The sequence below is a fragment of the Ktedonobacter racemifer DSM 44963 genome (assembly GCF_000178855.1).
GTDB lineage: Bacteria > Chloroflexota > Ktedonobacteria > Ktedonobacterales > Ktedonobacteraceae > Ktedonobacter > Ktedonobacter racemifer.
Genome location: NZ_ADVG01000005.1, coordinates 493,182 through 518,780 on the forward strand (window position 1 = coordinate 493,182; position 25,599 = coordinate 518,780).

Annotated in this window: 17 protein-coding genes and 2 pseudogenes; 8 read left to right on the forward strand and 11 right to left on the reverse strand. The window is 54.0% G+C overall.

Annotation, left to right across the window (positions count from 1 at the left end):
• Positions 1 to 32: 32 nt before the first annotated feature.
• The 5 genes and pseudogenes from KRAC_RS68515 to KRAC_RS56310 all read right to left on the reverse strand — a co-directional run bounded on the left by KRAC_RS68515 (position 33) and on the right by KRAC_RS56310 (position 10,995).
• Positions 33 to 1,564 (reverse strand): annotated as a pseudogene (locus KRAC_RS68515) (RNA-guided endonuclease TnpB family protein).
• Between the two features lie 667 nt (positions 1,565 to 2,231).
• Complete coding sequence (locus KRAC_RS56290) at positions 2,232 to 3,533, reverse strand: MFS transporter (RefSeq protein WP_007922452.1); 1,302 nt, start codon at positions 3,531 to 3,533, stop codon at positions 2,232 to 2,234.
• A 37-nt stretch (positions 3,534 to 3,570) separates the two neighbouring features.
• Positions 3,571 to 6,147: a beta-mannosidase gene (locus tag KRAC_RS56295; protein ID WP_007922453.1), complete on the reverse strand. Its 2,577-nt coding sequence runs from the start codon at positions 6,145 to 6,147 to the stop codon at positions 3,571 to 3,573.
• 299 nt (positions 6,148 to 6,446) lie between these two features.
• Positions 6,447 to 9,692, reverse strand: a complete 3,246-nt coding sequence (locus KRAC_RS56305; protein ID WP_007922455.1) for a winged helix-turn-helix domain-containing protein — start codon at positions 9,690 to 9,692, stop codon at positions 6,447 to 6,449.
• A 481-nt stretch (positions 9,693 to 10,173) separates the two neighbouring features.
• A complete protein-coding gene (locus KRAC_RS56310) occupies positions 10,174 to 10,995 on the reverse strand; it encodes an alpha/beta fold hydrolase (protein WP_007922456.1) in 822 nt (273 codons plus the stop codon).
• A gap of 151 nt (positions 10,996 to 11,146) precedes the next feature.
• On the opposite strand from KRAC_RS56310, the pseudogene KRAC_RS73320 reads away from it, so the two are divergent.
• A pseudogene (locus KRAC_RS73320) lies at positions 11,147 to 11,284 on the forward strand (RNA-guided endonuclease InsQ/TnpB family protein); the annotation flags it as partial.
• Positions 11,285 to 11,964: 680 nt separating this feature from the next.
• On the opposite strand, the gene KRAC_RS56325 reads toward KRAC_RS73320, so the two are convergent.
• Together KRAC_RS56325 and KRAC_RS56330 are read right to left on the reverse strand one after the other, a co-directional pair.
• Positions 11,965 to 12,408 (reverse strand): hypothetical protein, encoded by a 444-nt coding sequence (locus KRAC_RS56325; protein WP_007922459.1) that lies wholly within the window; start codon positions 12,406 to 12,408, stop codon positions 11,965 to 11,967.
• A gap of 457 nt (positions 12,409 to 12,865) precedes the next feature.
• Positions 12,866 to 14,065, reverse strand: coding sequence for an RNA-guided endonuclease InsQ/TnpB family protein (locus tag KRAC_RS56330; protein ID WP_007922464.1), 1,200 nt, complete (start codon positions 14,063 to 14,065; stop codon positions 12,866 to 12,868).
• Positions 14,066 to 14,143: 78 nt separating this feature from the next.
• Here KRAC_RS56330 and KRAC_RS68520 point away from each other — a divergent pair, with 78 nt between their 5' ends.
• The gene (locus KRAC_RS68520; RefSeq protein ID WP_007922465.1) at positions 14,144 to 14,335 is read left to right on the forward strand and encodes a ribbon-helix-helix protein, CopG family; all 192 of its coding nucleotides are present in this window, start codon (positions 14,144 to 14,146) and stop codon (positions 14,333 to 14,335) included.
• 323 nt (positions 14,336 to 14,658) lie between these two features.
• Here the strand turns inward: KRAC_RS68520 and KRAC_RS64585 are convergent, their stop codons facing one another.
• The 4 genes from KRAC_RS64585 to KRAC_RS56350 all read right to left on the reverse strand — a co-directional run bounded on the left by KRAC_RS64585 (position 14,659) and on the right by KRAC_RS56350 (position 19,084).
• Positions 14,659 to 15,111, reverse strand: coding sequence for a DoxX family protein (locus KRAC_RS64585; RefSeq protein ID WP_007922468.1), 453 nt, complete (start codon positions 15,109 to 15,111; stop codon positions 14,659 to 14,661).
• 103 nt (positions 15,112 to 15,214) lie between these two features.
• Positions 15,215 to 16,633, reverse strand: coding sequence for a hypothetical protein (locus tag KRAC_RS56340; protein ID WP_040448536.1), 1,419 nt, complete (start codon positions 16,631 to 16,633; stop codon positions 15,215 to 15,217).
• Between the two features lie 832 nt (positions 16,634 to 17,465).
• The gene (locus KRAC_RS56345; RefSeq protein WP_007922470.1) at positions 17,466 to 18,047 is read right to left on the reverse strand and encodes a dihydrofolate reductase family protein; all 582 of its coding nucleotides are present in this window, start codon (positions 18,045 to 18,047) and stop codon (positions 17,466 to 17,468) included.
• 335 nt (positions 18,048 to 18,382) lie between these two features.
• On the reverse strand, positions 18,383 to 19,084 hold the full coding sequence (locus tag KRAC_RS56350) for a helix-turn-helix domain-containing protein (protein WP_007922471.1): 702 nt from the start codon (positions 19,082 to 19,084) through the stop codon (positions 18,383 to 18,385).
• Between the two features lie 683 nt (positions 19,085 to 19,767).
• On the opposite strand from KRAC_RS56350, the gene KRAC_RS73325 reads away from it, so the two are divergent.
• The 6 genes from KRAC_RS73325 (at position 19,768) to KRAC_RS56375 (ending at position 25,571) form a co-directional block, all read left to right on the forward strand.
• Positions 19,768 to 19,947, forward strand: a complete 180-nt coding sequence (locus KRAC_RS73325; protein WP_007922472.1) for a hypothetical protein — start codon at positions 19,768 to 19,770, stop codon at positions 19,945 to 19,947.
• Between the two features lie 363 nt (positions 19,948 to 20,310).
• Complete coding sequence (locus tag KRAC_RS56355; protein WP_007922473.1) at positions 20,311 to 20,571, forward strand: hypothetical protein; 261 nt, start codon at positions 20,311 to 20,313, stop codon at positions 20,569 to 20,571.
• 19 nt (positions 20,572 to 20,590) lie between these two features.
• Complete coding sequence (locus KRAC_RS56360) at positions 20,591 to 22,045, forward strand: ATP-binding protein (RefSeq protein WP_007922474.1); 1,455 nt, start codon at positions 20,591 to 20,593, stop codon at positions 22,043 to 22,045.
• A gap of 661 nt (positions 22,046 to 22,706) precedes the next feature.
• On the forward strand, positions 22,707 to 23,996 hold the full coding sequence (gene iscB / locus KRAC_RS56365) for an RNA-guided endonuclease IscB (protein ID WP_007922475.1): 1,290 nt from the start codon (positions 22,707 to 22,709) through the stop codon (positions 23,994 to 23,996).
• A gap of 183 nt (positions 23,997 to 24,179) precedes the next feature.
• Entirely contained in the window at positions 24,180 to 24,416 is a 237-nt protein-coding gene (locus tag KRAC_RS56370; RefSeq protein WP_244422624.1) for a hypothetical protein, read from the forward strand.
• 390 nt (positions 24,417 to 24,806) lie between these two features.
• On the forward strand, positions 24,807 to 25,571 hold the full coding sequence (locus KRAC_RS56375) for a MerR family transcriptional regulator (protein ID WP_007922485.1): 765 nt from the start codon (positions 24,807 to 24,809) through the stop codon (positions 25,569 to 25,571).
• Positions 25,572 to 25,599: the final 28 nt, after the last annotated feature.

The window sequence follows — 25,599 nt, forward strand, 5'->3', positions numbered from 1 at the left end:
TAGTCGGATTCGTGAGATATGTGGCGTAGCCACTACTCAAAGTGAATCCGTAGTTGGGACGCAATATCTGAGAGGGGCGCGCCCATCCGGCGCCTTCCTCTCTGGGGGGTGCCATCCCCGTTGGCATGATCTCCACGCCTGGCCGCAGGAATAGATGGTCCCATCTGGCGTTTGGCATCCTGGGAGATCCCAACACCTGAGCCTTTCGGCTCCCTCTTCGCACGTCGCGTCAGAGCATGAGGCTTTTCCTTCAAAGGTGCTTGCGTACGCTCGATCAAGCGCTGCCCGACTCTCAGGCTGGCATTTCTGTCGGCATGGTCGCGCATCTGGCACTGTGGGCAGAAGCAGAGGGCGGCGCCGGGAGTATAGCCCTCCTGGGGCTGTCCCTGGTTGTAGCGCACGACCAGGCCATGACAACGATGGCATTGCCGGCTCGTATTGCGCGGATTCACACGGGCCGTGATGAGACCGCCTCCATTCCACGCCTTGTACTTTGCGTAGCGGAACATGCGGCCCTTCATCCAGTAGGCCCGTTTCGTATTGCCCCGACGCGAATACTTGCCCTGCTCTGGTCGCAGGTTGCCTAGATGCTCGAAGACGAGAATACTCGCCTCATGCTTGGTGGCGAACTGGACAATGCGGCTGCTCACTAGGTGCGCGATCTGTTCGTCAACGTGCCTGATTTTGGCCCAGAGGTCGGCATTGTCCTGTTCGTTCTCGGCAATGATGCCAGTCTGAGATCGGTTGCGTGCAATACGTCCAAGCAGTTGCGCCTTGTGCCCGATACCGCTGCGCCATTCCCAATGAAGGAAGTAGCCAGGATGGTGCCGTCAACGGTCTGGACGCTGCACACAGCTACGTGATGGTCGAGATTGAGATCCACCGCGCAGATCCGTGTCTGGGCGGTGGTGAGTTGCTCTATGACTTTTGCGGGAGCCTCGAATGTCTTCTCGATGGGAGTATGCAACCACCAGCGATCTCCTTTGCGGACAAGTTGCGGACTGCCCATCTCGAAGCCATCGGGGAGATCGCGACAGAGGATCTGTATTTTAAGCCAGGACCAGCACGAGCCGGTCCAGACTTTGAGCATGATAGAATGGGTATGACGCTCGCGCCAAAGGCTTGCGTAGAAGGGAGCTGACTTCTTCCATGATCGGGGCGGGACTGGTGGCCGCACCCTGAACGGCCTCCTCTTGCCCTTCTTCGTTTGTTTGGCTTCGTGTTTCTGCTTACGTGCTCGCCATGTTTTGAGAGAGGAGAAGAAGGAGCGAGCTGAGCCGAGCGCGGTATTGATAGCAGCGCGTCGGAACAGAGCAGGGATATCTGGCGCGAGATCGGTGAGTGGCATGATCGGATGGGGTTTGGACTCCGTTGTATGCGTGAGTTTCTCCAGGGCCGTGAGGGCCTCCTTATTTTTGAGGGCAAGAAGACCTTCGTGTGCCTGGATGACTTCAAAATAAAAGGCCACAACCAGATTGAAGAGGGACTGGTTTGCCGCGAAGTAGGCAGCATACTGCGGTGGATAGTGTAATGCCTGCCTGATGGTTTTCGTGGCTTTTGCCATGTTCAGTACCTCCTCTCGCAAAATATATGGTATCTCTCTTAGAGAGTACCAGACTGATTTGAAATTGCCAAACATCCGTTCTATATAGTACTCTATTTTGCAAGGGCTCAAGCCCAAGAACACGCCTCACCACGGTCTAAAGAACCGTGGCTTGCGGCGGGCTAAAGCCCTCTCCTGTCACAAGGGTCTGGAGACATGCACCTGGCTGGACGAGCATCCACGCCTTCAGCAAGTCTTCATTTCTACAGGAACCTGTTGGTTGAATTTGCAAGAGGCTGGCGGCGACTCTTTCGACATGATGCACTCGCTGGGCAAAGCTTCGCCAATCCCAAAGGGATCGAGCAGGCCACCCGTGTGGTCAGTGCCCAACTCAACCGGCGAGCCAAGCCTTGGATCTGGGGACGGTCTCCCAGGACTCGCCGTCGCTGTCGCGTGTTTTTTGTTACCGCATCTAAGAAAATGCGCATTAGAAGCTTTAGCCGAAATAGCTGCAGAGAATAGGCGCGAGTGCAATAGCAAGCCTCACAAAGGGCTTGCTATTGCACTCGCGACATGAGCCGGAGAGAACTTGCATTTACACGCGACAGGCCAATGGGAGGTTCGGACACTACCGACGACCTATCGCGGCGCAGCAGCGCCTCCGGGGAGGCGCTGCTGCGCCGCTGCGTTAGCGCACAGACCTAATAGGCTGAACCAGGAAAGCACCTGTCAGCGCGATCAGCCCGGCCATCACGAACAAGATGAAGTAGCTATTGTGGGTCAGGCTGAGGACAATCCCGGCCAGCAAGGGTGCTAGGGACTGGGGCAGCGAGTTGGCGATATTCAGAATTCCCAGGTCTTTTCCCCGGTCTCCCTCAGAGGGCAGAACGAGCGTGACCAGCACAAAGTCAACCGCCAGGTAACAGCCAAACCCGACGCCCTGCAAGCAGGTAGCGACGATCACCACTGGCCACGAGGGGAAAAAACCCATCAAGAACAGCGCAAGTGCGATGATGACGCTGGCGACAATCACAAACAGCTTGCGCCGCTGAAAACGATCAGAGAGCATGCCGCCCACTATGGTCGAGAGAATCAGGAAGACGACCGAAAACAGGCTTAAGAGCGAGGAACCCTGCGCAATCGTCTGGCCAGGAAAGAGCTGCGTGTAGTGGACCGCGTCCTGGAGATAATAATAGGTATAGCCGGTTGCTGAGGCATAGCCCAGCATGACAATAAAACGCGCGAGCCAGGCCCAGCCAAAATCAGGATAGGCCCGGGGGTTGATCCAGAAATTTTTCAGGAACGTCCCTAACTGGAAGGGGGGCAGGTATCCCTTGGGAAGCACCTTTTCACGGAGAAAGAACGTGTAGGGAAGCAGAACCACCAGGACAAGTGCGATCAGGAATAGGTAACTGATGTCGAAGTTCTTCAATACCTGGCCGATCAGGATCACGCCAAGAATCGCGCCGAGCGGCGTGGACATACTCACAAGGCCGGTAATGGTTCCACGCTGGCTCGCGGGAATCCGGTCAGGGACAATGGCCGTGGCTGCTGCCTGGAGAAAATTCGAGAACAACTGCATCAAGCTCCAGCCGATGACCAGAGCAACAATGGTAGTCGCCTTCCACAGCAAAGCCAGGGCCAGGGCGCTCAAAAGCGCCCCGGCCAGAATCCACGGACGCCTCCGTCCCAGACGCGAGCTCGTTCGATCGCTTAACGCGCCAACAATGGGATTGGCGAGTAGTGAGACGAAAGCGCCAATGGAGGTCACAATACCCAAGTTGAGCGTTTTGTGTACCGCGTCAATGGCTCCCACCTGTTCTGGTAATAATAACTGGAGCACAGGGAGAACGCTTATCCAGATAACCAGGTTTGCGGCAGTCAGCGCGGCGACAAAGCCTTTGCTCACGGGCTGAGTGGGAGCCTGCAACGCTTCAGGAATCTCCTGAGATGACGTCGGCTCTAACGAAGAAAGTGGATAATCTGCCATAATGATACCTCTTCTTTGAGATCAGGATAGGCGCTGTTTAGCGCCAGGCGACAGAAAGCATCTCGGGCGTAATGGCCCGAGCCGGGTTTGAGACAACAATGGTTCGCTCATCTTCCGCGCTCATATCAAAGTAATTGTCACTAAAATGCGTTTGCTCATCCGCGATGCTAAGATAGACGAAGTAAGCATAAGAAGACGCATGTATGTTCACCTGCATTTCGTGCTCACTCTGTGAGGTTATGGTAAACTCCAAGGCAGCCGGAGAACGCTCCAGATCCTTGACGGCAGTGAAGAAGTGGCGGTTGGCGGGAAACTGCTCTTGTTGGGAACGCACCAGGAGATAGTGCCTGGCAGAAGCAGCGCCGTGCAAGATGTCCGACTGCCAGACTGGCTGACTTCCATTAGCTGGGATATGGACTTGCAGTGCTTCTTCCCGGAGGACACCCTTGTCAAAAGAACCATACTGGATCACCACCGTGTCGTTAAGCTCACACTGCGTATCGTTGGTCAGCCAGAGTTCGACCGTTCCATCTGTCAGAGCTTGGAAAGAGGCCAGGACTGGCGCGTATGCTCGCCGGACATAGTAATAGCTGGCTTTGCCAAAGCCATAATAGTCGAGGATACTCCAGCTAAAGCCTGGCCAACAGTCATTCAACTGCCAGATCAGCGAGCCAGAACAGTGAGGTTTGCGCCGGCGGAAGTGCTCGATGCCAAATTTCAGTCCCTCGGCCTGAGCGATCATGCTGAAATCGATATATTCTTCCAGGTTCTGCGGCAGACCAGTGACCGATGACATCAACAGATCTCCCTTATTTTTTGGGTTGTCTTTATTGTGATGATCGATCGAGGGGCTGTGATGATAGAGCTGATCCGGTGGAATGACTCGGCGCAGCGTCTCAGCTACGGGGGAGGCATGCATGCCAAATTCGCTGACAAAGCGGGCTCTATCTTCCGCGTAATGCACAAACGAGACGGCCTCCGGCGTCGGCTGGAGGAAAAGTGCGGGCGCCTCGGACGTCTGGGCTGGCGGATTGTCGGCATCAGGCAGCGGAAAGCCGTGCCAGACATGCCAATCGTGATAATCTCCTTCCAGCATTCCGTTTCCGAACGGGCTGCCCGGCCAGTAGGGGGTATGTCCATCATTTGCCTGGACAGTGTGAGGCATGATTTCGTCGTAGTAGAGCGTGCCAGACAGAGGAGGCAGACCCGGAATGGACGAGCTCAGCATCTGATGAATCATCTGCGATTCATTGTTGCCGCACCAGAGGGCCATGCTGGGATGATTGCGCAGCCGTTTGACCTGGTAACGCACTTCCGCACTCACTTCGTTGACAAAGTCTGCGTTATCCTCGGGATACTGTCCACAGGCAAACATGAAATCGTGCCAGAGTAAGATGCCGAGCTGGTCGCAGAGGGCATAGAACTGATCCTGCTCATAAATGCCACCGCCCCAGATGCGCAGCATGTTCATATTGGCATCCCGCGCCGCTGTAAGCAGGGCTGTATAGCGTTCGGTCGGAACTGATCCTATGAGAGAACTGGCCGGGAGCCAGTTTGCCCCGCGTGCAAAGATGGGCACGTTGTTGAGAATAAAGCGGAAGAAATGCGTTCCTGGCTCTGCCGGGTCCGGCGTCTGATCCAATTGCAGGGTACGAATGCCCACCTGGAGCTCTTGCTGATCCAGCTCAACCTCACCCTGGCGCAAACTAACCTGCAATGTATGCAGCGTTGGCTCACCCAGTTCGGGAGTCCACCAGAGCCGGGGATGCTCGACCCGCACGGAAAAATGGGCAACCTGATCCTCGCCGCTCTCACCTGAAAGCACTGTTTGCGCTTCTGCAATCTCTTCCGAGGCTTCTCCGGGGGCTGTGAGTTTGAACGCGACAGTGAACGGACCCTCCCCGGCAAAGTGCTCTACCTCGACCTTGATTGAGATCAAGGCCAGATCCCGCTCCTGGTCTACTTTCTCCGTCGCGAAGTGGACCCCCGCAATCGCCGCCTGGCGCTGGCGGTACAATTTCACCGGGCGCCAGATTCCCACCGTCGGGAGATCAGGGCCGAAATCCCAGCCATAGCCAAATTGAGCCTTGCGCATCAACGTGCGACCAGTATTCCCCAGAAGACCGGCATCGTCTAAGAGAGGCAGGCCCCAGGAAGGCGCGGTCATGTCTTTGATGCGATCCAGTGGGCGGTCGAAGCAGAGGGCCAGCGTATTCGGGCCGTTCAGGCACATCTGCTCGGTCACGTCAAAGACGGCCTCGCGGAACATGTTGGATGAGTGCCCAATTTCCTGGCCGTTGAGCCAGATGGTCGCAAAGGTATCCAATCCCTCGAAGACAAGTTGCAGGCGTTCATCTGCCTGGAGGGATGTTTCTTGCTCATACAGAAATTCGACGCGATACCACCATTCGCGGTCGCGCACCCAGGCGCACGTTAATTCGTTCTGATCATAAAACGGGTCTTGCACCCGGCCCGCCGCCACTAGTGCCTGGTAGACATCTCCAGGCGCCGAAATATCGATCCACTCATCATCGATGGTGAAGTGCTCAGTAAAAGCCCCGAGAGCTCTTCCTTCTCCTGGAGCAAAATCTTTGAGCTTCCAGCGATCGAACATGGTTTGCCTCCTCTTTCTTCTGTGGTTTAACCTGGCGCCCTTCCACCAGAAAAGCGGTTATCTTCCTGAATGGAGAATGGCTGTCCTTTATTTGGAGTATAGGGGGCTGACCAGCCATTGTCATGCTCCCAATGATACATTTGATGGTGTTTCTCCTGGTGTAGAGATGGCAGAGAGAGCGGCAAAAGCGGCAAAAGGGAGCAGCTGGTTGAGGAGGCCGGCAGCTAGTTTGTTTCCCAACGTGAGGAAAGCCATACCTGTTGGGTAACAAAACTATCCAGTGAGCTGAATGGGTGGACTTAGAGGAGGGAAAGCTCGCGCGCGCGGGCAACAGCCTGAGTGCGATTGCTGACTTGCAGGGTTGCGAGAATAGTGTTCACATGGCGCTTCACCGTCCCGAGGGTGATGATTAGCTGGTTCGCAATCTCCTGATTCGAGGCGCCGGTGCTCAGCAGGAGTAAGACTTCCCTTTCTCGCGGGCTCAGGATCTGCTCCCCGGCCCGCGTACGTTCGCGCAGAAGCGCCAGATGATCGGGTTGTATTGTGGATGGGGCGTTGAGACTGCCCGCGGTGAGAATGGACTGGAGAGACATGCTCATCGCAGGCGAAGACTCAGCGATAGTTCGCAGGAGCGGTTCAAGGAGCGGCAGTTCGCGCACAACACTGCTCCGGTATCCTTCCAGGCGGACATACTCTAGTACGGCGGAGAAAAAATCCTGGGCGAGTGCGTGCTCTCCCAGCATCTCGTGGACCACAGCCAGCAGTATCAAAAGCTCAAGGCTGTTTCCCGGACGAGTTCGGGCTTTCCCTTCTCGCAACAACTGGTGGAGCACGGGCTGTGCTGCTCGTAGCATGGTGCGTTGTAAACGGCCATGAGCCTGTATGAGCACCAGGCGAAACTGGACCATATAGCTGCGCTGCTCTTGCATTTCAGGCAAGGAGACCAGGGAGATCCCCTGCTGCTCAGCCCAAGTGAGCGCTTCCGTGAGCTGTCCAGCCCTCAGTGAGATGGCTGCCCGCTGCGCCGAGATTTGCGGCAGCAGAGCAGATGCTAAAGGGAAGGGCTCAATCAACTGAGCAAAATCGCGCAGGATTATATGGGCACGCTGCACATCACCCTGGGTACTGGCAATTTCGGCCAGCGTGCTGATACCCTGCAACAGGATCTCATTCTGGATCAAAGGCAGCATTTTAGAGAACTGTTTACTGAAGTGTTGCCAGGTAGTATCGGCGTTGCTGGGAGAGGTAAATATCTCCTGCAAGAGCTGGTATCCGCGAGTCAGGATGCTCTCGGCCTCCTTGAGATTGTTCTGCTCCCAGCGCAAATAGCCCAGGCCGAAGTAGAATGTGATGTTCAGTGACGTATCTGGAAAAAACTGTTTCTGCTGCTCAATCAACTGTGCCGCGCGCTCATAGAGAGCCTGAGCGCGTCGGAGCTTTCCCTGTTGCTGGCAAGAGAAAGCGCTGTGTACCAGGCGAAACAGGGTAGCGGGAGAACGAAACTCTTTCAGCACCGCGTTCTCGCGCGAAGGCTCCCCTGAACGCGCCGGGTTGCCCTGTTTCGTCTTTTGCATCTGTAATAACGAGCTCAGGAACAGCGCGATAGTCTGCTTCTCGGAAAGAGCGGAGAGCAGCCGGGCGGCCTGTTGCTCCCAGAAAAAGCCCCGCGCAAGATCGCCTTGATAGATCGCTAGGAAGCCGCGCAGCAAAGCGATTTCTCCCAGACGCGTTTCCTGCTCGACAACATGTTCCTCTCTCTCGTACACTGAGCGCTCGATGATCTCCAGGTGTGCTTCCGCTGCGGTAAACTGGTAGGTGATCAGCAGGAGCGTCACATAATGCAGGTGGAGTTCTGGATATTCCAGCAGTAGTGCTTCCGGCAGGGCGCGCACCCACTCCAGCATTGTCTGGAGTGGCACTTCCTGGGAAAGTGTATCTTTATCGGGCAGAATGAGGTGCAGCGCCTGGCGCGTGTCAGGAATAGCCAGGGCGTGCCGCACCGCTTCTGGGATAAGCATGTGCCGGGCATACCATGTACAGGCGCGCCGGTGCAGCTCCGGCACCAGCTCTGCCCCAGTTTGCTGAAGCCGGGCGTGCAGCATTTCCGCGAAGAGCGGATGATACCGATACCAGCAGCGCTCTTCGTCCAATGGATACAAAAAAAGCCTGGCTTCTTCGAGCGCCTCCAGGGTCTCCTGTCCATGAGATTGGCCAGTGACCATCTCACAGAGAGAGGCATTCAAACGCGAGAGCAGGCTGGTCTGCACCAGAAATGCCTCCCACTCAGGCGGCTGGTGCGCCAGGATCTCTTCAAAGAGGTAGCGATAGACAAAGCGATGCTGTCCGGTAAAGGCATTGAGGACCTCTCCCATGCCTGCATGTTTCTGGAGCAGCAGGGCCGCTAACTGCACGCCCGCGATCCATCCTTCGGTGCGCTGCTCTAGAAGTTGCACCTCCTCAGGAAGTAGGGGCCTTTGCATCAACTCGCTAAAATAGCGGGCAATTTCTAGCGCGTTCAAACGGAGATCGCCCTCATCAATTTCGAAGAGCTGCCGATTGACCCGCAAACGCCCGAGCGTTAAAGGAGGGGTAGTTCTGCTGCTCAGAAGCACATGGATCTGCGGCGGCAGGTGGGACAACAGATAATCCAGCGAGCTATGGGAATCGCGCGAGATAATCAGCTGATAATCATCCAGGACCAGCAAGCAGGTGGGCAATGAGGCCAGATCATTGGACAGCGCAGGCAAAACAGCCTCCCATGCCGTGAGCGGTTGTTTCTGGAGAAGCTCCGTGGCGAGCATCCCCAATCCCGGCTCAATCTGCTGGAACGCGGCAATCAGGTAGCTCAGAAAGCGACGCATCTCATTATCCTCAGCCTCACACGTCAGCCAGGCGACCGGATGGTGATACTCGGCCAACCATTGTGCCAGGAGCGTCGTTTTGCCAAAACCAGCGGCCGCAGAGAGGATCGTCAGGGTGCGCATCGTGCCTTGCTCTAAAAGAGCAAACAGGCGCTCACGCCTGATCAGCGGCTGCTGGACTGGTGGGGGCGAGAGCCTGGTGGTCAGAAAGAGGGGTGAGTCTGCTGCCAGCCGAGGCGCTAACGTCGTCTGCTGGAGTTCACTGGATTTTTCCGAGTGTGTGGCAAAGGCAAACTGCGCGGCAAGTGCGACAGGAGAGCGCTGTGAGAGCGCCGCCCCACCCTGCGGGTTTGGCAACCCTCGTGTCTGCTGCAACTGTTGTGCCACCTCTTCTAAGCGCCCGACAGTAAGTTCACGAGAGCGGCCAAGGTACTTTTTCACGACTTTTTGTGCATTTCGGCGATAGGCATACCAATAGCTGCCTCCGCGCTGTCGCCGCTCCTGGCAGACCGTCATCGCTCCATTTTTGCCCTGGAAAGAAAAAGAGGAGTGAGCAGCAAGCCAGTCAAACCATTCCTGGCTTCCCGGCTCAATGCTGAGCCGGTGCCTGCGCTGATCCTGGTATATATCATAAGCCACACGCTCTGAACGCCAGATTACGCCACAATCAGCAGTTTTAGGCATAGTTCCCTCTGCTTCTCTCTCTCCAGAAGTAAATTCTCTTGTTTCCCAACACCTAAAGATACCATAGCAATCGGGAAACAAAAATGCAAATCGATGATGGAAACACGGGTCTGAAAATGATTGCTGGGGAGTCTAATACCGGAAGATCAGGTTGTGTTGCAAGAGATCTGATGGGAGGGCAATGACTCTACTTTGAGTGCGGAAACATCCTGCGCTCTTGGAAAGATGTTACTCGCGCTTACGCGCCTATACCTTTCACCTCTTTGAAGAACAGGGGACTGATCTGGATCAAGAATTGCCTGTGTTTTTTGGCGGCTATTGATAGAATCTCCCTGGCAATTGACAAATCGGACTGAAAAGAATGCTCCCGAACATCAGCGCTTGATGTGGGTCAGTACAGATCAAATGGCGAGGATTTGCGTCAAAATCCTCGCCTGATGGCTCCTCAATTTCTCACGAGGAGATAGGTGCGACTGCTCAACTATTCCGGTGCTTGCTTTTCGCCAAGAAAAGGTGCAAGCACCGGGAGCAGCAGATCGGGTCGGAAGACAATATTGTAATGGGTCGCGCCGGGCAAGATAGCGAGTTGTGAAGGGATAAGGTGTTCACCATTCCAACCGGCATCCTTCAAGCCACCGCCGAGGAGATTGAAAAACTCGACGGCATGCGAAGGAGGAAACCCATCGGAATCGCCAGCGATAATCAGGGTGGGAGATTTGAGAGCAGCGACCTGCTCCCTCCAATCATAGTCCTGACTCATCCCTTCCCTCAAGGTGGCAACAAAACGAGAAAAATCTTCTGGCTTTGGCGCCACACGCATATAGGCCTCATGCATAGGAGTACCCAGGAAGAACTCAGGGGACGTCGATGCCATGCCAGCTTGCATCTCGGGGTGCCAGCCAGTTCGTTTGAACGGCGTGGAGATCACCACGAGTTTGTCGATCCGTTCTGGATGGCGAATGGCGGTCTGCAGAGCCACAGCGCCTCCAAGGGAGTAGCCCAGGAGATCAGCTGTTTCCAATCCAAGGTGCTCTATCAGGCCAGCGATGTCATCAGCCAGGTGCTCAAAGTCAAAGGGGCGATCAGTGAGGGCAGTGCGCCCGTGCCCGTAAAGATCGACCCCAACGATCTGGTGATTCTGAGCAAGCGCGGGAGAAAGAGCGGCGAACATGTCAAAGGTTCCAAAGCCACCGTGCAGCATGATTAACGGCTTACCAGTGCCATGAAGCTCATAGTAAAGATTGATACCATTGATAGGGGTGTATTTTCCTGCCGGATTGTTCGTATTGGATGTAGTTGTCATGAGCAAAAAACTCCTCGATCCTTGCGGAATGACAGGCATGCTTACAAGATGCCACTCACCTATCCTACCTCCTTGGAAAGAAGAAAACTTCTTCGATCTTGCGCTTCTTGCACATACATACCAGGCGCTTGTTGCGCCATCAGGCGTATCGCTTGGCGTGGACGTGGGTCAGCGCTACCTGGCCGTGACGGCCACCACCACCGGACAAGCCTCCTTTTCTGGCAAACAGGTCCGCAGCACAGCGGACCATTATGCACGCCTGAGAAAGGCCCTCAAGTACGAATGGACCGGATTACAACGCTAGCGTTGTAATCCGGTCCATTCGTACTTGAGGGCTTCTACTGATTATCATCCTGCATAGGCAAGCAGAATTTGCGGCTAGAAGGTACTAGAAGGGAAAGGCCATCCAAAAGGAGAAGCGCAAGAGGGCATTTGTCACTAACCCTAAGGCAAGTAACAGCAGGAGTATACACAGATGACTTAGGATCATACTCCATCGTACCAGTCTTCTGACACGCCTCTCCCTGGCTCTGAATAAGTGGTTCAGACTGGCATACGATGAGATGAGTGCAGCTATCATGACACCAGCCCCCACAAGCAGGCAAAAAACACCTATGGATAGTCCCAGTTCGCAGCCTTGCCAGTTAAAGCCGGGGACATCCCAGTAATGATATCCATTTATCCTTGCCACCTCGTATGTTTCAGCCGTATACAGACTATCCGCTAGCTGTCTAGCATAAACCGCGCTTATACAAGACACAAGGAAAAGCAGGATACTTATGAGGGCGAAACGAAGCCCGGCGAGGGACGCCTCGCCACCCCGCAGGAAGATCAGATCGACAGGCCGCCCTTCTACAACAGGTACATCATCTGTATGCTTCAGATCAGAAGCGGGACCAGTTCCTCCATGAGCTTCAATAGACTTGCTTCCTTTTATTGTTGAGGACATGCTATCAGCCTGAAGGATAGTTACAGACGATGTACGAGGTGGGCTTGCCAGAGCCAGTTCAAACTGACCGCCAGTAATAGAAAACTAATAGTCACACAGGAAACTCCCCAGGCCGTGAGTAAGCGTTGGGCGTGACCCTTCGTCAGTCGTGCTCTGCGCCAACTCAAGGATACGGTAACGAGCGCGATGACCAGCAGGATAGTTCCTAGTACCACAGTGACCTCGCCTATAAGTTCCATCGCATCGAATGCTTCATGATTAAAGCCAGGAGTTGACGTAAAACGGCTAACGCGCTCCTGTTCTGGCATGTGGTAAAGCACATCCGCCATACTCAGCGCCCGCCAGGAACTCAACATGGAAAAGCCGAGCAACACCATACTAAGCGTACCCAATAGACTCCCCAACCATCCTGAAAGCGAAACCTCGTTCTGAGATGAAGTCGTACCAGGTTGGGATAAATCCACATCATACCTCCTTTATTTGACGACAATCCAGTTACATCAAGCATAAAACGCTTACTCCCTCAAAAAGAAGTGTCATCTGACTTATCTCTGCTCGAATCAGCCTACTATAAGGCCCGGAGTGAAGGTTATTGTTCTCAGGGGTAGGATTTAGGGAACTAAAGTATTTAAGTAATATATTACCCAGATTACGTGTAAATAACCGTCGCTATGAGCAATTTATAGGCCCTCGAGTACGAATGGACCGGATTAATCCGGTCCATTCGTACTCGAGGGCCTATAAATTGCTCGCTCTGTTCGCGCTGTTCGCTCTTGGTGTTCGGGGTGGGTTGAAAAGGTCGAGCGCGACAAGTCAAGCAAAAAGAAACCAGGGAGCATAGTTTGTACTCCCCGGCCCGATGGATACTTTAGCTTCCAAGTATTTGACACTCCCCCGGATACATCCAGGGGGATTCTTCTTTCATCCAGCCCGCTTGCCCGCTCTGGCCCTGCGACCAGAACGAGTAGAGGCGGTCTGTCCAGAAGCGTTCGGTGGGGCTTGCGCCTCACCCGTTCCTGTCTGCCCGACAGTACGATAGGCTTTCTCTAAAATGTTACGCGCGGCGTTGTGGTCGCGGTCAAGCACTACGCCACAGGAGGGACAGATATGCGTCCTCACACTGAGCGACTTCTTGACGCGTGCCCCACAGGCACTGCAATCCTGGCTGGTGAAAGCTGGTTCGACCGCAATAACTGGTATGCTATGCATCGATCCATAGTATTTGAGCCACTGGAGAAAGCGGCCCCAGGCTGCATCACTGATCGATTTTGCCAGCTTGCGGTTTTTTACGAGATTGGCTATTCTCAGGTGTTCATAGGCAATCAGATCGTGAGAGGTGATAAGCGCGTTCGCCGTCTTTCTGGCGAAATCTTCACGCTGCCTCTGGACCTTGAGATAGCCTTTTGCAAGTTTCTTCCTGGCCTTCTTGCGGTTGGCTGACTTCTTCTGTGTGCGAGAAAGGCGACGATGCAACCGCTTGAGCTTGCGTTCGGCCTTTCTCAGATGGTGCGGGTTGGCGACGGTGTTGCCTTGGGCATCAGTCAAGAACGCTTTGAGTCCGAGATCGATGCCAGTCTGCTTGCCTGTTGGCACATGCTCTCCATGCCTCTCCGCTTTGACAAGAACTTGAGCATAGTAGCCATCTGCACGCTTGAGGAGACGTACCCGCATCATCTGTGGAAGAGGGCACGTCGCCAGATCACGACAGCCTATCAGACGTAGTCGCCCAATGCCACAGCCATCGGTGAAGATAATATGCTTTCCATCAGGCTCAAGCCGCCATCCGGTCTGTTTGTACTCCACACTGCGGCAATCGTGCTGAAATTGGGGATAGCCTTTCTTGCCTGGCTTCTGATTGCGGCAATGCTCATAGAAGCGAGAGATCGCAGCCCATGCGCGATCAGCAGCCGATTGCCGTGCCTGGGAATTGAGCAGTGTGGCAAAGCTGTACGCTTTGGCAAGCTCAGCACAGTAGCATTGCAGATCGTTCCTGTTGATGCCACGAGTATCCATCCAGAGGCGCAGGCACTTGTTACGGATACATTGAGTGATTCTGATGGCCTCGCCGATGGCGCTATACTGGGCAGTGTTGCCGTCGAGCTTGTACTCGTAGATCAGCATTCTCTCTCTCTCTTGCTCCTTCCCTTTTGCTGTGGTATATTATACACCAAAATCTTGATGTATGCAAGAGGTGAAAGAATGAAGCGTACAAACATTTATCTGAATGAAAAACAACACGAAAAATTACAAGAGCAAGCTGAGAAAGAGGGTGTTCCGGTTGCGGAATTAGTACGGCGTGCGGTTGATGCTTTTCTTCTGTGGGACGATCCAACGTATCATCCTACACCACCCAAGCCCCAAACAAGGAACAGCCATTCATCCCCGGCATGAATGACCGGGGCTTTCTGGCTCGTTTCTTGTAACACATTCCTGCTATACGGTGGTTAGTAGCTGGCGTGGCGCTAAGATAGCCTTCCTAACGTTATTTCGAGGTATACCAAATAGATCAGAAGGTGAGAACGGTACGAACACAGGCGCAAAGTATTTATCGCAAGGTGGGTGTCCACACACAAAGCCGCCAGTGAAGTAGCACGTGAGCTTCGTTCCACAATCTCCCCAATCACGACAAATCGATATCTATCATCATGATTACCCTTTTTGAAACGCCATCACGCCACCCATACACCACCACACACAAAACCATAGGTATCACGCTACCCCCTGCCGCGCTTGATCACATCCAACCCCCACGCCCACCGCCCATACACCACCACCGCACTCAAAATCGCCAATATCAACGGCGACAACACCAAACCCCACCCGAACATCACCACCGTATACACCACCGCACCAATCATAATCACCAATAACCCACTCGCCGCCAGCGGCGTCAACCACCGCCACCTCCGCACAATCCCCGGCAAAATCAACCCCAACGCCCCCAAAACCTCGCACACCGCAATAAAACGCATAAACACGTTCGGCATCCCAGGATAAAACTGCGTCAACATCTCATTCGTTCCAATCAGCTTAAAGCTCCCCGCCATCAAAAGCAGAGCCGCCGCCGCCACCTGTATCACCCACAATACCACCGTTATCACCACAGCCTTCCGATCCCGCTTCTTCTCGCTCTCAGTTGCCTCTTGAATGTTCAAAACATTACTCATAGCTCTTCTCCTTCTCGGTTACCTATCGTACTCGACAATATGCAGTTCATATGACCACCATTCTGAGGCCTCTCCGGCATAAATGCACGGAGGTTCCTGTTCCTCACCCACCGTTTCCGGACTCTCCCGAAGGAGAAACCGGCTCTTGGTGGAGATAGGCAGGACTTTTCAGCCGACGCGCTCTGGCACGGGCAGCTTTGCCAGAAGCCGACACGCCCATGCTTCGGGGGAATGGCTCCCCTTCATTCGCACGTTGTTGCAGATCCTCCATCACGGCTCGCAGGCGCGGCTCCGCACCTTCCCAGACGTGCTGGGTGATGGAGGGTGTTGTTTGCTCAGGTTCCAGGTGGGCAATCAGGAAGGCCGAATACAGATCACGCTGCACTGGTCCCAACCCGCACTCACAACGATGCCAACGCTCAGATCGTGGCTTCTTGTGATACTGCCCCGACTTCTGGCAATATTGAGACAGTTTGCTCTTGTAGGCTGAAACTTCGTGCAGAGTGCCGCCAGTTTTTGCAACTATGCGGGCCAAATGCGCTACAAACACTCCTGGAGAGCGAAGTCCCATGCTTCGACCATACTGCTTCTGCCATCCTTTGAACGAGGTTTTCTCTATGGCGATCGTGTTCCCCACCGAAGCGATGCGATGAGCCAGATTGCCATGCAAACTTTTGCGGTGAGCAGCCAGCCTTCTTTCGGTAGTGGCCTGTTGTCGCCTGCTCGCCTGGTATCGCTTACTCTCCTTCCAGGTTCGGCGACCTTTTTTTACACGTCCCTTTTCGTCGTAATTGTCGGGATTATTGGCGCGTCTTTGCCGCTCCATCTTGCGCTGCAACCGGCGTTTTTTGCTGGCATTGGGGGAAAGCTCCTGGCAGAACGTGACCAGGTCCGCTTTTGCTCGACGAGGGACAAGAGCGAGGGTCGATGGGCCAATATCCAGGCCAATCGTGTCTTTGCCTCCCTCCTCATGCTTCGGTTTGACGAAGGTATGGCCCTCTAAAACCAATTGCACGGAATAACGATTGCTGCCTTTATCGGCTCCCTGTGCCTGTGGTGAGGAAGCTTTGCGGCGAACCAGGCGCACATACTTGATGGGGTGGCGCATGCCATGCTGCACCACTGGGTCTCGCCAGTCGATGATGGCTGGGATGACCTCTTTGTTCCAGATCAGGAAGCCGCCATCGCCCGCATTGGGATCACACACGAAGCGCATGCCGACATCGTTGCGCTTGCCCTCCACGCTATCAATGCCACGTCCCTTGCTGCGGAAGCGTAAGCGTTTGGCTTTCCCAACACAGACCCGATTGACCGCCTGATAGGCGCGAGTCGCAAGGGTTTGAGCCATTGTGCTATCGATGTGATCAGCGATCCAGGAGACACGGGCAGACGTGGCATACTCGTGCAGCTCATATTCCGAGAAGTGATACTTCTTGCGTAAGGCAGAAAAAGCCTGAGCGCGTTGCTGTTTGTGCGAGCGTGGGAGAGCCCGCGCCTTGTTCCATGCCGGATCATTGCGCATGCACCGGAGCCGCTTCATGGCTTCAGCAAGCAGAGCGTTGTAGAGGCACCGAGCCGCTTCCAGGTGCGCACGTACATGGCGTTCCTGGCTCCAATCGACTTGGAGAGGGAGTTCGAGAAGAAAGGTCGGTGTCGCGGGCTCGCTTCATGATGTGCGTTGCCTTCCAATGCAGAATATCTCTTTAGAAAGAGACGGGATTACTGCCCGTCCCTCGTGTCTTTCTCCACGTTCACATGCCTACACAGCTATTCCAGTTGAGCAGGCTTCTTCCGGTCACTCGACGACGTACCGTTCGGAAATGAATTCGTGAGAAGCAACTCCGCGCTCTTCAGGTAGGTCGAAGAGGAGGATACCGGATCCGGCGCTCTGACTTCCATGAGCTTCGCGCGCAAGCGTGAGACAATACAAGACGATAATCGTTCTTCATCCTGTGGAGAACACAGTGCGAAAGAAGAGCGATGCTTCCTCTCCACCCAACCAGCCCGAAAGGAACGCCCATTCATCCCCGCCTTAGAAAGAGCGGGGCTTTCTGGGCCGTTCTCTGTAACAAGCCCTCATACCAAAAATTTCTCCAATCTTGCCCTCTTTTCCAACTCCACCGGCTGTAAATAGTGGAATTAAGCTGTTGGAGTTTCTGCATTATCCTGGCGAGAGAGTTTTTCCGCCTTTGGCTTCCCAAGCTAATTTCGAGGAACTCGCCGAGGAAGAATGTCCTCTGATCAGCAGAGTAATTGCAAAAAAATCAACAGCTTAATTCCACTATTTACAAATTGACACTGTCGTGCGTTCACCGCTCAGATTCATCTTTTAACAGTGCGTAGCCGGCGGCCCATCATGCGCGCGCGTAGCGCATGAGCACAACGCCTGATGGGAATGGCCTGGATTCGATCAGGCGCAGATGAACGCGCAGCCCCTCTGGAAAAAGCTTCTTGCCACTGCCGAGCACAACCGGGTACACAAGCAGGCTATATTCGTCAATCAGATCGTGCTCGGCCAAGATATGAACCAGCACGCTGCTGCCATCGATGACGATGTTCTTGCCGGGCTGTGCTTTCAAGCTGCGTACTTCCTCGACAACATTGCTGCTAATCAAGGTGGAGTTGCGCCAGGCCGAGGCCGTGGTCAGGGTGGTGGAAACCACGTACTTCGGCATGGTGTTCAAGACATCGGCAAAAGGGTCACCGGCTGGCATTGGTTCCCATGCCCCGCCGTGGATCTGCCATGTTTTGCGCCCCAGAAGCAGCGCGTCACTTTTGCTCATTTCCTCAAAGAAGTGCGCGCCAATGTCATCGTGCCAGAACGGCCCTGTCCACCCGCCGTGGGTGAAGCCGCCCTCGGTATCTTCTTCTGAGCCACCAGGCGCTTGCATGACATTGTCCAACGACACAAACTCGGATACAACGATGTTTCGCATGATTACCTCCATATCGAACAACAACTCTCGGCTTTCAACCGTAGAACACACCTTTCGCAGCCAAGCAGGAAGGTTTGGAGTTTTCTCCTATCGATTTCTCCTTCCGTTGTCTCTTGGATCAGCGGGCTCGCATCCGGCCAGATGGAGATAGTATGCCTCATCCAAAGAGCGTTGTCTTGTAGAAAAACGCAACTGCTCGAGTCGGCTTTGCTTATAAATTTGATACATCGTTGTCCCATCTTTTTTGACCATTCGGTGACGTAGTAGCTCATCAGGTAAAGCGTGGCCTGAGCAGGCTAGAAGAGGACTTTGATACGTCACCGAATGGTCAAAAACTAGAACGCGAAGTTTTGCAGTTTACAGCTATGCTCTCGGATCTGGGCAGGGGTTTGTCCGATGAGGGACTTCAGCGATCTGCTCAGATGCGGCTGATCGAAATAGCCTGCCTCGAAAACCACATCGAGGATTGGCATTCCCTGTTCTAACAGGCGAGCGGCGAGCCTCGCACGTTCAATTTGCAGGAGAGTACGATGTGTCAGTCCGGTGACGTGCACAAAACGATATTGCAACGAGCGGAGGGACAACTCCTGGGGGTGGCCTTGTAAGAGCGCATCCACGACGGGGTCACGTCTGAGCAGTCCGTTCCGAACCAGTTGGTCTACAAATAGATCTGCATGTTCATAGTCTGGATATTGCCAGACCGAGCCGTGCAACCAGAAAGATTTCCTAGTTGCCTCAGGCAAGATACTATCGTGTAAATCTCTGACCTTTCCTGGTGGAAGATGGGGCATATAGGTGCCGGGCTGAAAGGTAATGCCAACCATTTCGGCTTCTGCCCATGAATAATCCACAGGCGTGGCTTTTGTCTCCGGCCCCCGCACGGTGAGTGTCATCTTCCCTTGATGTTTTGTGATAACTATTTCCCAACGGCTCGTCGCTTGAGAGACAAAGGTGCCAGTACCATCATGGTGAACGCGCCAGATGGTGTCAACGAAAGAGGTGTTTAATCGTTTTTCTTCTACGAAAAGAAAGCTCATGGTATGTGACTCCTGAATATCGCTCTTTCCATTCATAAGGATCAATCAGTGAAGAGGGAAGGGTAGACCCCAACCCACTTACTCTATTCAATGCTGTACTGGATCATTCTTTTTGGCAAAGAAAAACCGCTCGACTGGGGACCTCTCACTCCAAATAGGTGGAAATTCGGGTGGGCACTGCGCCGCATATGTCGCGAGGAAACAGCCCAAAGAGGTCAACGGATCGGCCTTGGTTGGGTCCACACCTTTCGCTCTTCCTTTCGCGCGAAAGAAGCGAAAAATGGCTGTCTGTTCCACCGCGAATTTACAAGAGGCTTGTGTGTAACAGCCCTTCTAGTGGGGATTTGCATCAGATCAGATGGTCGATTCCAATGATTGGCCCAAAATTCCCATCATTGACCTGAAAAATCATTGCATCTTTTGCTGGATATATGCTTGGTTTTGAATGTTAGCCGTTCCGAAAACATCCACAATGCACTTGTTACTTGGCTGTCTCATGGCTCTCTCCAAGGTTCGCCAACGGTATCTTCTGAGGTCATGTAGAACCTCATCGGGAGTGGTGCGTTTGCAACGCATGACGTTTCAAATGTGAGCTAGATCCACTCTCTACGCTTCTTTCCAACTCTAAATTGCGCTATTGTCCCCATGCGTTTGGGCTTCCGTCCTGGCTGGAGAGCGCCCAGATGAGCCCGGTACGAGAACTGCGGCAGTTTGCGCAGGGGATTGAGCGGGGTCGTGCCGCTTCTACTGCGGCACGACCCCGGCCAGAAAGCAATGAGCGAAACCGAAGGCTACGTGCCAACTTGAAACTTATCAAGCGTGAAATGTATGTCCAAACCACGTTTGACGTCCTTCGCTCATGAAGAAATTTTAGATTGAGCACAATCCTATTGACAACAACACAATTTGGGGGTAATCTTTTTTCACATGTTGGCCATTGTATGTTGACGTTTGTGAAAAAGGCTGTTCTCGACAGGAATAGTCATGGGAACGCTTGCTCAGGAGAGAACGTCTTTCACCTCCGTTGCGCATGGCACCCCCTCTCTTCAAAGAGAGGAAGATGGTACTTGCCGTAGAGTGCATGCAAAGACGCAGAATACCATCTGCTGAAGAATGATGGCGTGGTGAACGTCCAGCCAGGTTGGAACAGATCGTTTCATTGAGCGAGCACGTCTGCTCCTTTTGCCCAAGGGACTGAGCAAGGGGGAAAGAAGAGAGGTAATGCTATGTGCCCAGATAATATATTAGTGGGCGCTCTGCTCACATCACGTCCTCAACATACGTCTCTCTTGGAGGCGCTTCCCCGTGCCTCATGTGTCGTCGATGACACTGAGAAGGTTGTGGATGCCAATACGAGCGCACAGGCCGTGACCGGGGGAATACGAAGTGCCAGCTCGCTTGTTTCTCGACTAGAGCAGATCATTTTTCTAGACCTCTTGAGTTCAGAGCAGGTACGCATCTTCGCCACCAGGGATTGGGACACGTGAAAGGGATATTAACTGCGCTATGTTGAAGAGCAAGCAAACCAGGCGTGTTCCGCCTGCATCAGGTGACACACTGATCGAGGCTATTCCCCAGTTGGTCTGGACGGCACGACCCAACGGCTGGCACGAGTATGTGAACCAGCGCTGGCGTGACTACGTCGGGCTCACGCTTGAACAGGTACAAAGCGTATGGGCTCATTTCCAGTTCATCCATCCTGATGATCAGGAAGGCAACCGAATGCATTGGGAGTATGCCCTGGAGACGGGAGCCATGTTTGAGCACGAAGAGCGTCTCAAACAGGGCCCGACGGGGGAGTATCGTTGGTTCTTAACTCGTGCCATGCCAATGCGCGATGAAACAGGTCAGATCGTTACGTTGTTTGGCACCTGCACCGATATCGACGAGCAGAAGCGGATCGAAGAAACCTTGCGCCCGGCTCTGGAGCGCGCAGACACCTTGATGAAATCCAAGATTATCGGGATCTTTGTCACCGAAGGCGAGCAGATTGTGGATGCGAACGATACCTTTCTGCGCATGACCAGCTATACGCGAGAAGACCTGCGCGCGGGGTGCATGAACGTGTTGCAGATGACCCCTCCAGAATATATGGCTCGGACCCTGCAGGCTCGTCAGGAACTGGACACCCAGGAGTCGATGACGCCCTATGAAAAAGAGTACCTCTGTCAAGATGGCAGTCGCCTGCCGGTGCTCGTGTGCGGGGTCGTCTTCCAGCATTCTCCACGCCAGGTGATCCACTCTGTGCTGGATAATTCGGCGCGCAAAGAACTGGAACAACACAAGTATGATTTTCTCAATATCGTTAGCCATGAACTGGGGACTCCGCTCACGGCAGTCAAGCTGCAGACCCACCTGGTGCGAAAACGCCTTGAAAAGCACTCCCAGCACGAGGCGGCCACCGAGCTTTCCAGGGTGGAGGGGCCCGTCAAGCAACTGGAACGCCTGATCGCAGAGTTACTGGATGCCTCCAAAATCCAGGCAGGGAGATTGGAGTACGTCCGGAAGCGTGTGGATCTCGACGAGCTGCTGCGGGAGGTCACCGACACCATGCAACATACGAGTCCCAGTCATACCATTGTGGTCCGTGGGAGCGTGCAGACCAGCCTGATTGGGGATCGAGACCGGCTGGGACAGGTCTTCAGCAACTTGCTCAGCAATGCCATGAAGTATTCTCCCGATGCAAAGACCGTCGAGGTGGAGCTCTCCTCCTCCGAAGAGGCGGTCACGATCTTGGTGCGAGATCATGGCCTGGGCATCCCTCGAGAGCAGTGCGACAAGATTTTTGAGCGCTTCTATCGGGCCGATATTGCCAGGCTGCGAGCGATCCCCGGGCTGGGCATGGGGCTCTCTATTGTGGCTGAGATCGTCAAGGGCCATGGGGGAACCATCGTGGTGGACAGCGACGTCGGAAAAGGATCGGCCTTTACCGTCACCCTTCCCAGGAGGAGGGAGGCCTGAGTGTGGAGAGCACGCCACGCACGTCATCTGAGCCCGTGAGATCTGTGTTTGGGCACTGATGGTACTCCCGCTTGCTGTGGACGCCTTCGCACGTTTCGTGCCACCCGAGAAAAAATCCCCCTATGGCGCGGCGGAGCCGGTAGACCTCTCCGGTTCAGCAAGCTGTCTGAAGCATGAGCTTCTGGGACGGGAGCGACCCACGACGGCAACCATCCCCAGTGAAGCCTCCTACCACTCAACCGGAGTAAGGCGCATATTCTCTTTTTCCAAGAGAAAAGTCGCTTTTTGAGAAAGTGGTGGAAAACATGTAACCACAGTCTCTGCTCACCCGTATTACAGTAGAACATGCGTTCTCGTACGTGAGAACCGCAGCGCATAAGAAGGGATAGCAGGGTCAGGTACCTCATGCCTAAAGGCAGGGGCTTGTGAAAGCAAGCTCGGACCTGTCCAGACTTAGCCATGGACCTTCTGCGCGAGGCAGGAGGTTATCAGGCTACGATAGAGGAGAAGTGTTCAAGTTCCTACCTACAGGTGTGTGCCAGCCGGTAGCTCTAGAATCTCTGGGTTAAACAGCAAAGCGGGGTCTATGCAGTGCTCAGGGAAAAGTACCGCCCTCTATCATTGTCGAGGCAAACATTACCCTGGAAACAGGAGGCTCAACGTGAGCAATGTTTTTGTGATTGATAGTGACTGCAAACCTTTAAATCCGGTGCATCCAGGACACGCGAGGCGCTTGCTCAGGCAAGGGAAAGCAGCCGTGTTTAGACGGTATCCGTTTACCATTGTGCTCAAACGGGTGGTAGAACAGCCAGAGGTACAACCCTTGCACCTCAAGCTCGATCCAGGCAGTAAAACGACGGGAATTGCCCTGGTGAACGGCACCAACGGCAAAATTGTGTTCGCGGCTGAACTCTCACATCGAGGGCATGCAATTAAAGACAGTCTTGATAGCCGTCGTGCAAGTCGCCAGGGGCGTAGGCAGCGTAAAACACGCTACCGCAAGCCGCGATTTGACAATCGACGGAGGAAGAAGGGATGGTTGCCACCATCGTTAGAAAGTCGCCTTGCCAACATTCTGACGTGGGTAGCTCGCCTGTGTCGATATGCTCCCATTGCCACTCTCAGTCAGGAGCTTGTGAAGTTTGATATGCAATTGATGGAGAATCCCGACATTGCAGGTGTGGAATACCAGCAAGGAACCTTGCAAGGCTATGAGGTCAGGGAATACTTGCTGGAAAAATGGGAACGCACGTGTGCCTATTGTGGCAAACAAGATGTCCCGCTTCAGGTAGAGCATATCCATCCACGTGCCCGTAGTGGTACGAACAGGATGAGCAATCTTACCTTGGCGTGCGAACCATGCAATACTGCCAAAGGCACTCAGGAGATCGAAGTCTTCTTGAAAAAGAAACCTGAAGTGCTCAAGCGTCTTCTCGCTCAGGTCAAAAAGCCACTCAAGGATGCCAGCGCTGTCAATAGCACACGATGTGCTTTGCTCGAACGGCTGAAAGCTCTCGGCTTGCCTGTCGAGTGTGGGAGCGGTGGATTGACGAAGTTTAATCGTACCACGCGAGGACTCCCCAAAACCCACTGGCTCGATGCAGCTTGCGTAGGTAAGAGCACGCCTGATGTGCTTTTGCAGAAGGGAGTCATCCCACTGCGCATCAAAGCGACAGGGCATGGGAGGAGGCAAATGTGTGTGCCTGACAAGTATGGATTCCCGAAGCAGCACAAAGAGCGCAAAAAGAAATTTCTTGGGTATCAAACGGGTGATCTGGTCAAAGCCATCACGCCCAAAGGAACATTTGAAGGACGGATAGCCATTCGTCATCGGCCTTCATTCCGACTGGAGAAGGTCGATATTCACCCCAAATATATGCGTTGTGTGCAACGATCCGATGGCTATGAGTATACACAGAAAGGAGTGCGCCATGCTCCTCCCCATGGCTAAAGCCAGGGGTCCCCGTATGGCGCAATTTTTAGATGGATGTTGAGTCCCTCCACCCATCCTGGTATGCTGGCGCTGCACGTGCAATAGATGGAGCTTGGCTCTCTGTCTGCACATCACGAGAAGACAACACGTGGCCTGTGTAGACTGGTGCATGGTTCCCATCTTCTATGGCAAGGCAGTCTGGTGCAAGGAAGGAGTGAGGAAGAGAAGGTCTTTGCTCGTATCCCAAGCCGCCTGGATATCCACGCGTATCGGCGACAGTATGCTCAGGCCCTCTATCAACAACTCTCAGGCCTACCACTTCCCCCCGCCACTGGTCGACTTCCGCGTGGCATTCTTGATGAAGAGGCAGTACTGGCGGTCTCGAGAGCGCTTGGGCATAATCGGCGAGACGTGGTCCTGACCTACTACCTGCGCTAATCATACGCTCATCCCAGGAACATCGCTGTTCCTGTTCACATAGATTCCCATTCACTGGCTCACCCACCTGCCAATGCAGGTGGGTGAGCCAGTTTTTTCGTGTCTTTTTTTTCTACGGCGGCAATCTTTTCAGGAAGAGTTTCCCACAAAAGTCACCAGCTTCCCATTGAGAGTGTGCCTGATTCCCATCACGACCGCTTGCTCGCGGAAGCCGCGCGAATTTCTGACGCGAGAGGGCGGAGGCCCCGGGAATCGAACACGCTCTCAAATTGAGGGCGGTCTACCAGCCTCTATTGAAATGCAGTGCAACATTGGTTAGTCTCTAGAAGGTTTCCTCGGCTAGCAGCCAGTTAAAAAGATTTCCTCGTAGAAGGTCGTAGGATTGGATGTATGGGAACAACGTTTTTTCGCACGAGCGACCTGGCAAAAGAGCTAGGAGTCCACGTGAACACAATTCGGCTTTATGAAGCCTCCGGGTTCCTGGCCCCAATTCCGCGCGGAACGAATGGCTATCGCCAGTATAGTGTGCTGCATCTCGAACAGGCACGGCTCGCATGGCTGGCGCTTCGCTGGCCATATGTAGGCGATAAGCACCAGCTCGTTATGCTGGTGAAAAATGCAGCGAATGGCGATCTGGGCATGGCGATGGAGTTTGCTTATCAGTATCTTGCTCAGGTGCGTGTCGAACGCACCTATGCCGAATCCGCGCTTGAGTTTCTTGAGCGTTGGGCAGCGGGACGCACGATGGACGCCTCACCACATCCTATGCATATTCGCCAAGCGGCCCTCCATCTTAATGTATCCGTTGATATGCTGCGCAATTGGGAGCGCAACGGTCTGCTCACCGTCCCGCGTGACCCGACCAACCACTACCGTCTCTATGGAGGTGCCGAGTTTGGACGGTTGCGGGTTATTCGCATGCTTGTCAAGTGTGGCTTCAGCCTCATGGCGATTCTGCGTATGTTGCAACAGTTCGATAGCGGTAACACGAAGAGCCTGCGTGAATCGCTGAGTATTCCGCCTGAAGAAAATGCCGATAAATTTATTGTCGCTACTGCTGATCATTGGCTTGCGAGCCTGCTAGAGCTGGAGCAACGCGCCCAGGAAATTATTGAGCAAATTGGACGCATGATCGAGATATTCCCAGCAGGATAAGAGGCTCCTCCCCTTTTCACGGGTAGGT

Excerpts from the sequence above, each read along its gene's own strand:
- KRAC_RS56295 (WP_007922453.1), bottom strand. The coding sequence starts at position 6,147 with ATGTTCGATCGCTGGAAGCTCAAAGATTTTGCTCCAGGAGAAGGAAGA.
- KRAC_RS68520 (WP_007922465.1), top strand. The coding sequence starts at position 14,144 with ATGAAGCGTACAAACATTTATCTGAATGAAAAACAACACGAAAAATTA.
- KRAC_RS73325 (WP_007922472.1), top strand. The coding sequence starts at position 19,768 with ATGAGCCCGGTACGAGAACTGCGGCAGTTTGCGCAGGGGATTGAGCGG.
- KRAC_RS64585 (WP_007922468.1), bottom strand. The coding sequence starts at position 15,111 with ATGAGTAATGTTTTGAACATTCAAGAGGCAACTGAGAGCGAGAAGAAG.
- KRAC_RS56330 (WP_007922464.1), bottom strand. The coding sequence starts at position 14,065 with ATGCTGATCTACGAGTACAAGCTCGACGGCAACACTGCCCAGTATAGC.
- KRAC_RS56305 (WP_007922455.1), bottom strand. The coding sequence starts at position 9,692 with ATGCCTAAAACTGCTGATTGTGGCGTAATCTGGCGTTCAGAGCGTGTG.
- KRAC_RS56355 (WP_007922473.1), top strand. The coding sequence starts at position 20,311 with ATGTGCCCAGATAATATATTAGTGGGCGCTCTGCTCACATCACGTCCT.
- KRAC_RS56310 (WP_007922456.1), bottom strand. The coding sequence starts at position 10,995 with ATGACAACTACATCCAATACGAACAATCCGGCAGGAAAATACACCCCT.
- KRAC_RS56340 (WP_040448536.1), bottom strand. The coding sequence starts at position 16,633 with ATGCGCAATGATCCGGCATGGAACAAGGCGCGGGCTCTCCCACGCTCG.
- KRAC_RS56375 (WP_007922485.1), top strand. The coding sequence starts at position 24,807 with ATGGGAACAACGTTTTTTCGCACGAGCGACCTGGCAAAAGAGCTAGGA.
- KRAC_RS56350 (WP_007922471.1), bottom strand. The coding sequence starts at position 19,084 with ATGAGCTTTCTTTTCGTAGAAGAAAAACGATTAAACACCTCTTTCGTT.
- KRAC_RS56360 (WP_007922474.1), top strand. The coding sequence starts at position 20,591 with ATGTTGAAGAGCAAGCAAACCAGGCGTGTTCCGCCTGCATCAGGTGAC.
- KRAC_RS56345 (WP_007922470.1), bottom strand. The coding sequence starts at position 18,047 with ATGCGAAACATCGTTGTATCCGAGTTTGTGTCGTTGGACAATGTCATG.
- KRAC_RS56290 (WP_007922452.1), bottom strand. The coding sequence starts at position 3,533 with ATGGCAGATTATCCACTTTCTTCGTTAGAGCCGACGTCATCTCAGGAG.